Genomic DNA, 4,018 nt, shown 5'->3' with positions numbered 1-4,018 from the left:
TCCGGGTACTTACGAGGGGCGGGCACAGAGAACCTCCTGGTCAGGGCCTATAAGACCACGATCGAAAGTCTCCGAGCTACCGGGGGAACCTCAAGGGCACGCATTCCTACGGCGCGGCGCTGACTCGCCACCTGCTGACCGCAGGAATCGGCGTCATCGAGGTCAACCAGCCGGACAAGGCCACCGGCGCCGCCGCGGCAAGACCGACGTCATTGACGCCGAAACAACAGCTCGAGCAGTCCTGTCCGGCACAGCGACCGCCCTCGCCAGGGCAGGCGACGGCCATGTCGAGCGGATACGGCTGTTCATGCTGGCCAAACCTCGGCCACCAAGTCGCAAGCACAGGCCATCAACCAGCTCAAGGCCGTCCTCGTCGGCGCCGACCCGGCGCTGCGCGACTCGATGACCGGGCTCAGTAACCCCAAGCTCATCCGCCGATGCGCCGACCTGGACCCGGGCCAGCCGGACACACCAGCGGCAGCCGCCGCCTACACCCTGCGCCTGCTGGCTCGCCGGATCATCGAACTCACCCGCGAGGTCGAGGACCTCAACCAGCGCATCACCGAGGCCATCAACGCCCACACGCCCGAGCTGTTGCGGCGCTACGGCGTCGGCCCCGACACTGCAGCAGCTCTGCTCCTGGCCGCCGACGACAACCCGCACCGGATCACCAGCGAAGCATCCTTCGCGGCTCTCTGCGGAGTCAGCCCCATCGAGATGTCCTCCGGCAAGACCCCGCGACGCCGGCTCAACCGCGGCGGCGATCGCCAAGCCAACTCGGCCCTCTACATGATCGTCATCGCGGACTTCGCTGGGACCTGCGCACCCGCGCCTACATCGACCGCCGCGTCAGCGAAGGTAAAACCAGACGCGAAGCGGTCCGCTGCCTGAAACGCTACGTCGCACGCGAACTTTACGACCTCGTCGCTCGGACACCGCAGCACACGAGCATGCCATCGACCGCTTGACATCCATAGGGGCATCAAGCTCGCCGTCCGCTTACGAGGCCACTGTCCTCGTAGCGGCCATCAACGAGTGGTTGTGACCAGCGCTGTCAGGAAAGGCGGGTGGAGGACCGGTGAATTTGGGTTGGTTAGGGGTTGATGGCGTGTTCGGTGAACTGGCCGCAGGAGCGGAATCCCAGGCGGCGGTAGACGGGCTCGCCGTCGGCTGATGCCTGCAAGACTGCGATGCGGTGGTCTCGGTCGCGGGCCGTGCGGAGTGCCGCGAGTGTGATGGCGCCGCCGTAGCCGCGTCGGCGGTGGGCGGCCAGGGTGGAGATGTTGTAGATGCCGGCGACTCCCGCGTGGTGAAACACTTCAGCGGAGCAGACCGGACGGTTCTCCACGTAGCCCACCAGGTATCGGGCCGGGCACTGCGCGGCCAGCGCCTGTGGGGCGGCCTGGGCGAAGAAGCGGCGGACGGTGTCAGCGGGCGGATCCCAGTTCGCGGCGAGAACCGTGGCGTAGTCGGCGAGCTGTTCGGGCGTGGCCGCCCTCTGGATGTCCAGCCCTTGGACGGCAGGAAGTGGCAGGGTGCCGTCCAGTTCGGCCCACATCGCCGTCTCGCGTTCGGACGCCGGGAGACCGGCCGCCGTCAGGCGGGTGGTGAGGTCCAGTGGTGTCGAGGCGGGCCCCACCCACCAGGAGAAACGGCGCCTGGTGCGGGCCAGCGTCTCAGTGGTCTCGGTGATACGTGCTGTAGCGTCGGCGGCGGTGAAGCGGGCCGCGGCAACGATGTTGAAAGTGTCGTCGTCCAGGCCGCTGTCCGCGACCAGGAGGTCACCAGTCTCCGTGACAGTCGCACCGGTCATGCTTCGGTGCAGGTGACAGGCATGTTCCGCCAGATTCCGTTCCATTCTGTCCATCAAGTCGGCTTCATCAAGAAAATGATCATTCATGGCGAATGATCCAAGCATGACTGAGCCATAATCGCATGCGATTTTCGGTCGTCCGTCGGCAGTGTCGCGCTGGCGACCAGCACATTCGACACACGCTCAGAGCTGCCACCACCACCTCGGAGCGGGTGATGCGGTCACCCAGCGACCGAGGACCCGCGCCGATCTGCTGCTGGACCCACCCGACCAGGGTGTCCATCACCTGCAGTTCGCCGGCCAGAGGCCCGGATCGGCAACTGCACTCTGCGTACCTTCGCCGTCGTGCGCCGCTGCGCTGAGGTCCGCCACGGGAACGGCTCACCGGCGTCTGCGGCAGCCGGCCGGCGAGCTTCGGCGACCAGCCAGGGCAGATCGGCCAGGTGCGCGGAGCGCGTCGAGAATAAGCTCGGTGTTGCTGGTCGAAGTGCGCCGCGCCCGTTCGAACCGCCGAGATCGACCTACGCACCGAACGCGCCGAGCTGACAGAAACCCGCCGCCAGGTCGACCAGCTCCACGCCGAGCGGCGCCGGACTGAGCAGGACGCCCAGGAGTCCCGCGCCCAGGCCATCCGTCAGGAGGCCGCCGCCACCCGTGCGGAACGCGCCGAAGCCCACGCCGAACGGCTGCAGACTCAGCTTGACCAGCTCCGTACCGCCGGCCAGGAGTAGCTGTGTCAGGTCGAACCTGACCCTGCGGTCTCCGCCCTGGGGCAGGGTCCGTGGCCGCCGATTACGCAGGGGCCCGGTCGGCGCGAAGGGGGAGGGGGCGTCCAAGGCCGCCACCACCACCTCGGACCGGGCAACTGGAAGGAGTAGCGGCCCAGCATGTTGATGTGGTGCCGCATGTGCCGCAACGGCCGGTTCCTCGACGTCAAGGTCGACGGGACGCGCACTCTTCGTCTACCGCTGATCCCCAGCGATCGGTTCTGTAGGGGATACCAACGCGATCGACACGGAGATCGAGCGCGACCGAACAGCCCCACGTTGATGGCAGGATTAGCGGCCAGCGTTCGAGTGGTACTCGTCGACGATGTTCTGCGGGATGCGGCCCCGATCGGAGACGTCCTTGCCGGCCTTTCTTGGCCCAATCCCGGATGGCCTTGTTCTGCTCCTTGTCGGCAGCCGCGTCCCTGCCGGCGCGGGCGGCGCGCCCCTCGCTAACGCCTACCATGCCGCGGGCGTTCCTGCCTGCGCCGACGACGCGACCGGGGGCGCCCGAGCGATCAGCGTGCTGACCGAGGGTCGATGGTTCGGCGGGTCGCTCGACGACTGCTGTGCGGGCCGCAGTCCAGATCCCGGTGCTCCGCAAGGACTTCGTGGTCTCCAGCTATCAGGTGCAGGAGGCGCGGGCTCACGGCGCAGACTTGGTGTTGCTGATCGTCGCGGCGCTCGAGCAGAACGCCCTGGTAGGTCTGCTGGAGCGGATTGAGTCGCTCGGCATGACGGCGTTGGTCGAGGTCCACGACGAGGAGGAGGCCGACCGGGCCCTGGAGGCCGGCGCGCAGGTGATCGGGGTCAACGCCCGCAATCTGCGTACCCTTGAGGTCGACCGCTCGGTGTTCGAGCGGATCGCGCCCGGCCTGCCCAGCAGCGTCGTCAAGATCGCCATGTCGGGGGGTGCGCGGCCCGCGCGACCACGCCCTGCTGCTGCGCTTGCACACGGAAACCGCCTGCCGTCGCGGCGGCGCCCTCGCCCTGCGCCTGGCTGACCTGGACACCGCCCACGCGCTGGTCCGCCTCACCGAGAAAGGCGGCACCCTGCGATGGCAACCCATCACCCCGACCCTCGCCGAACGCCTCCAGGAGCACGCCCAGGCCCGGGGTGCGATCCTGTTCACCGATCGGCTGTTGTGCTACCGCAACGGCCGGCCGATCAGCAGCCGCCGCTACGACCACCCTGTGGAAACGCATCGGCGAACGCCTGCCATGGGTAGCCGCGCAGGGCATCTCCACTCACTGGCTACGCCACACCACCCTCACCTGGGCGGAACGCCACTTCGGCTACGGAGTAGCCCGCGCCTACGCCGGACACACCGACCGCCGCGGACCCCTGGGTGTCAGGGTTGGGTGAGACCAGCGGTTCAGAGCAAATAGCCCTCCCGGGGCGAGGATGGATCTTCTCTCGATGACGATTTCCAGCGCG

Annotated in this window: 3 protein-coding genes and 2 pseudogenes; 2 read left to right on the top strand and 3 right to left on the bottom strand. The window is 68.0% G+C overall.

The features are described 5' to 3' along the window. Window positions 1–402 precede the first annotated feature (402 nt). Window positions 403–891, top strand: a complete 489-nt coding sequence (locus tag ABZ793_RS34550; RefSeq protein WP_357465180.1) for a transposase — start codon at window positions 403–405, stop codon at window positions 889–891. A gap of 202 nt (window positions 892–1,093) precedes the next feature. On the opposite strand, the gene ABZ793_RS34545 is transcribed toward ABZ793_RS34550, so the two are convergent. The 3 genes and pseudogenes from ABZ793_RS34545 to ABZ793_RS34535 all read right to left on the bottom strand — a co-directional run. Then, window positions 1,094–1,900 (bottom strand): GNAT family N-acetyltransferase, encoded by an 807-nt coding sequence (locus ABZ793_RS34545; RefSeq protein WP_357465178.1) that lies wholly within the window; start codon window positions 1,898–1,900, stop codon window positions 1,094–1,096. 434 nt (window positions 1,901–2,334) lie between these two features. Further along, complete coding sequence (locus tag ABZ793_RS34540; protein ID WP_357465176.1) at window positions 2,335–2,649, bottom strand: hypothetical protein; 315 nt, start codon at window positions 2,647–2,649, stop codon at window positions 2,335–2,337. Window positions 2,650–2,871: 222 nt separating this feature from the next. After that, window positions 2,872–3,028, bottom strand: a pseudogene (locus tag ABZ793_RS34535) (histone-like nucleoid-structuring protein Lsr2); the annotation flags it as partial. Between the two features lie 54 nt (window positions 3,029–3,082). Here ABZ793_RS34535 and ABZ793_RS34530 point away from each other — a divergent pair. Continuing rightward, window positions 3,083–3,491, top strand: a pseudogene (locus ABZ793_RS34530) (indole-3-glycerol phosphate synthase TrpC); the annotation flags it as partial. Between the last annotated feature and the right edge of the window lie 527 nt (window positions 3,492–4,018).

This window comes from Micromonospora sp. NPDC047465 (genome assembly GCF_040643125.1).
In the GTDB taxonomy this organism is placed as follows: Bacteria; Actinomycetota; Actinomycetes; order Mycobacteriales; family Micromonosporaceae; genus Micromonospora.
This window is presented reverse-complemented; position numbering and strand designations above follow the sequence as displayed.

Excerpts from the sequence above, each read along its gene's own strand:
- ABZ793_RS34550 (WP_357465180.1), top strand. The coding sequence starts at position 403 with ATGACCGGGCTCAGTAACCCCAAGCTCATCCGCCGATGCGCCGACCTG.
- ABZ793_RS34545 (WP_357465178.1), bottom strand. The coding sequence starts at position 1,900 with ATGAATGATCATTTTCTTGATGAAGCCGACTTGATGGACAGAATGGAA.